We start from the raw sequence: 3,717 nt of genomic DNA, 5'->3' as shown, positions 1-3,717 counted from the left end.
GGGCCGGGCCCCCCCGCCCCCCCCCCCCCCGCCCGGCCCCCCCCCACGCCGCCGGCTAAACACCGATGATCAAAAGTGGCTGGGGCCCGACCCGCACCGGGTCGCACCCACGTCCTCGGGCCCGCGTCAGTGCGCGGCGGCCTCCCAGTTCGGGCCGACGCCGACCGAGACGTCGAGCGGGGCGCGCAGCGGGTAGGCGCCGGCCATCTGCTCGCGGACGACCGCCTCGACGCGCTCACGCTCGCCGGGGACCAGCTCCAGCACGATTTCGTCGTGCACCTGGAGCAGCATCCGGGAGGTGAGGCCGGCGGCCGTCAGCGCCTCGTCCACCCGCAGCATGGCGATCTTGACGATGTCGGCGGCCGAGCCCTGGATCGGGGCGTTGAGGGCCATCCGCTCGGCCATCTCGCGGCGCTGGCGGTTGTCGCTGTTGAGGTCCGGCAGGTAGCGGCGGCGGCCGAGCAGGGTCTCGGTGTAGCCGGTGGCGCGGGCCTCGTCGACGACCCGGCGCAGGTAGTCGCGCACACCGCCGAAGCGCTCGAAGTAGGTGTCCATCAGGCCCTGGGCCTCGGCGGGCTTGATGCCGAGCTGCTGGGAGAGCCCGTACGCGGAGAGCCCGTACGCCAGGCCGTAGGACATCGCCTTGATCTTCCGGCGCATCTCCGCGTCCACGGCGTCGCCGGGGACCTCGAAGACCTGGGAGGCGACGGTGGTGTGCAGGTCCTCGCCGGTGGCGAAGGCCTCGATCAGGGCCTCGTCCTCGGAGAGGTGGGCCATGATGCGCAGCTCGATCTGGGAGTAGTCGGCCGTCAGCAGCGCCTCGTAGCCCTCGCCGACGACGAAGGCCCGGCGGATGGCGCGGCCCTCCTCGGTGCGGACGGGGATGTTCTGCAGGTTCGGGTCCTGCGAGGAGAGCCGGCCGGTGGCGGCGACCATCTGGTTGAAGGTGGTGTGGATGCGCCCGGCCGGCGAGACCGTCTTGAGCAGGCCCTCGACGGTGGTGCGCAGCTTCGCCTGGTCGCGGTGGCGGAGCAGGATGACGGGCAGCTCGTTGTCGGTCTGGGTGGCCAGCCAGGTGAGCGCGTCGGCGTCGGTGGTGTAGCCGGTCTTGATCTTCTTGGTCTTGGGCAGGGCCAGCTCGCCGAAGAGGATCTCCTGGAGCTGCTTGGGCGAGCCGAGGTTGAACTCGTGGCCGGCGGCGGCGTGCGCCTCCTCCACCACGCGCTGGATCTCGGTGGCGAACTGGGCCTCCAGGCCGGTGAGCCAGGGGCGGTCGGCGGCGATGCCGGTGCGCTCCATCCGGGCCAGCAGGGCGGCGATCGGCAGCTCCATGTCGCGCAGCAGCTCGGTGGCGCCGACCTCGGCGAGGCGGGTCTCGAAGAGGGCGGCGAGGTCGAGCACGGCCCGGGCCTGGAGCATCAGCGCCTGGGCGCGGGCGGCCACCCCGTCGGTCTCGTCGGTGTCGTCCGGGGTGTCGAAGGACAGCTGGCCGCTCTCGGCGACCGGGGCCGGGGCGAGCGAGCGGGCCAGGTACTCCTCGGCGAGCACCTCCAGGGTGAAGGTCCGGCGGCCGGGCTTCTCCAGGTAGGCGGCGAGGGCGGTGTCGGCGACGACGCCCCCGATCGTCCAGCCGCGCTCGGCGAAGGCGCGCATCACCTGCTTGGCGATGTGCAGGGCCTTCGGGGCGGCCGGGTCGGCCAGCCAGCCGGCGAAGGCGCGTTCGTCCTCCTCGGCGAGCAGCGCCGGGTCGAACCAGGCGGCGGACTCGCCGACGGCCAGGGCGATCTCGGTGACCTCGCCGGTGCCGAGCGCCCAGCGGTAGACGGCGGCCAGGGCCACCGGGACCTTGCCGTCGGCCTGCCGGCGCAGCCACTCGGCCAGCGCGCCCGGGTCGTTGAGCAGTTCGCCGTCCACCTCGACGCCGGGGGCGAGTTCGGCGGCGGCCTCGGGCTCGGCGGCGGCGGGGTCGATGCCGAAGACCCGGTCGCGGAAGTTGGCGTTGCGGAACTCCAGCGACTCCATCAGGCCGGCCACGGCCTCGCGGTCGAACGCGGCGCGGCCCAGGTCGGTGACGCCGAGCGGGAGTTCGACGTCGCGGACCAGCTCGGTGAGGACGCGGTTGCGCTTCACCGAGTCCAGGTGCTCGCGCAGCTTCTCGCCGATCTTGCCCTTCACCTCGTCGGCGCGGGAGACGAGTTCGTCGAAGGATCCGAACTGGTTGACCCACTTGGCGGCCGTCTTCTCGCCGACGCCGGGGATTCCGGGCAGGTTGTCGGACGGGTCGCCGCGCAGGGCCGCGAGGTCGGGGTACTGGCGGGGGGTGACGCCGTACTTCTCGGCGACCTTCTCGGGGGTGTAGCGGGTGAGCTCGGAGACGCCCTTGGTCGGGTAGAGGACCGTGATGTGGTCGGTGACCAGCTGGAGCGAGTCCCGGTCGCCGGTGACGATGTCCACGTCGAAGCCGGCCGCCTCGGCGGCGGTGGCGAGGGTGGCGATGATGTCGTCGGCCTCGAAGCCCTCGACCGTCATCCGCGGCACCCGCATGGCGTCCAGGAGTTCGCCGATCAGGCCGATCTGGCTGCGGAACTCGTCGGGCGTCTTGGCCCGGTTCGCCTTGTAGTCGGGGAACTCGACGGAGCGGAAGGTCTGCCGGGAGAGGTCGAAGGCCACCGCGAGGTGGGTGGGCCGCTCGTCCCGGACGGTGTTGGCCAGCATCGAGGCGAAGCCGTACACCGCGTTGGTGGGCTGGCCGGTGGAGGTGTTGAAGTTCTCCACGGGCAGCGCGTAGAACGCCCGGTAGGCCATCGAGTGCCCGTCGAGCAGCATCAGCCGGGGCCGCGCCCCGTCGCCACCCGCCGCGCCCTTGTCCGTACTCTGCGTAGCCACGTCAACGTCCGTTCCTGCCGATTCCACTACCGGCCACCGATCCTATGGCCCGGCACCGACAAAAGGGGCGCCGCGCAGCCCGGGTGCGGAGCGCGCGCACGGTCGGGCGGGCCGGAGGGCGCGGCCGGCCCGCCACGCCAACCCTTCGACGCGACCGCTACCGCCGAGTAGGACGGTCGTACGATCACAGGCAGCACGACGACGTGACCCCGAGCGGCAGGAGCTCCCCCATGACCGACACGGCCCCCGACGCGACCGCACCCGACGCGAACCCCGCCCTGAAGATCCCGCAGGAGGTGCTGGACCACTTCGCCAAGCTCGGCGTCGACCCCGCCACCTTCTCCGGCGGCCGGCTCGGCGACAAGCTCGGCATCCGGATCGTCGAGGCCTCCGGCGACCGGGTGGTCGGCACCATGCCCGTCGAGGGCAACCAGCAGCCGTACGGGCTGCTGCACGGCGGGGCCTCGGCCGCGCTGGCCGAGACCCTCGGCTCGGTCGGCGCGATGCTGCACGCCGGCCCCGGCCGGTACGCGGTGGGCGTGGACCTGAACGCCACCCACCACCGCTCGGCGACCTCCGGCCTGATCACCGGGGTCGCCACCGCCGTGTTCAAGGGGCGCACCGCCGCCACGTACGAGATCGCGATCACCGACGACACCGGCAAGCGGGTCACCAGCTGCCGTCTGACCTGCATGCTCCGCGACCTCTGACGCCCTGTCGGGGCGGGCCGGGCCCCCGGGGGGGGGGGGGGCGGGCGGCGGGTTGGAGCCTACAGAGGTGGCCCCCCCCGTGGTGACGGGGCAAGCGCGTGGGGGGAGGGGTAAAAAACAA

Annotated in this window: 2 protein-coding genes; one reads left to right on the top strand and one right to left on the bottom strand. The window is 73.0% G+C overall.

Annotation, left to right across the window (positions count from 1 at the left end; all coding sequences use genetic code 11):
- Positions 1 to 126: 126 nt before the first annotated feature.
- Positions 127 to 2,826 carry a DNA polymerase I gene (gene polA, locus ACFXHB_RS24950; protein WP_380576894.1) on the bottom strand — a complete coding sequence of 900 codons (2,700 nt, stop codon included), beginning with the start codon at positions 2,824 to 2,826 and terminating at the stop codon, positions 127 to 129.
- A 290-nt stretch (positions 2,827 to 3,116) separates the two neighbouring features.
- Between polA and ACFXHB_RS24945 the strand changes: the two genes are divergently transcribed.
- On the top strand, positions 3,117 to 3,596 hold the full coding sequence (locus ACFXHB_RS24945) for a PaaI family thioesterase (RefSeq protein WP_380576836.1): 480 nt from the start codon (positions 3,117 to 3,119) through the stop codon (positions 3,594 to 3,596).
- Positions 3,597 to 3,717: the final 121 nt, after the last annotated feature.

Source organism: Kitasatospora sp. NPDC059327, assembly GCF_042752535.1.
Taxonomy (GTDB): Bacteria; Actinomycetota; Actinomycetes; order Streptomycetales; family Streptomycetaceae; genus Kitasatospora.
Note: the sequence above shows the minus strand (reverse complement) of the source record. Positions and strands in the feature narration are given on the sequence as shown.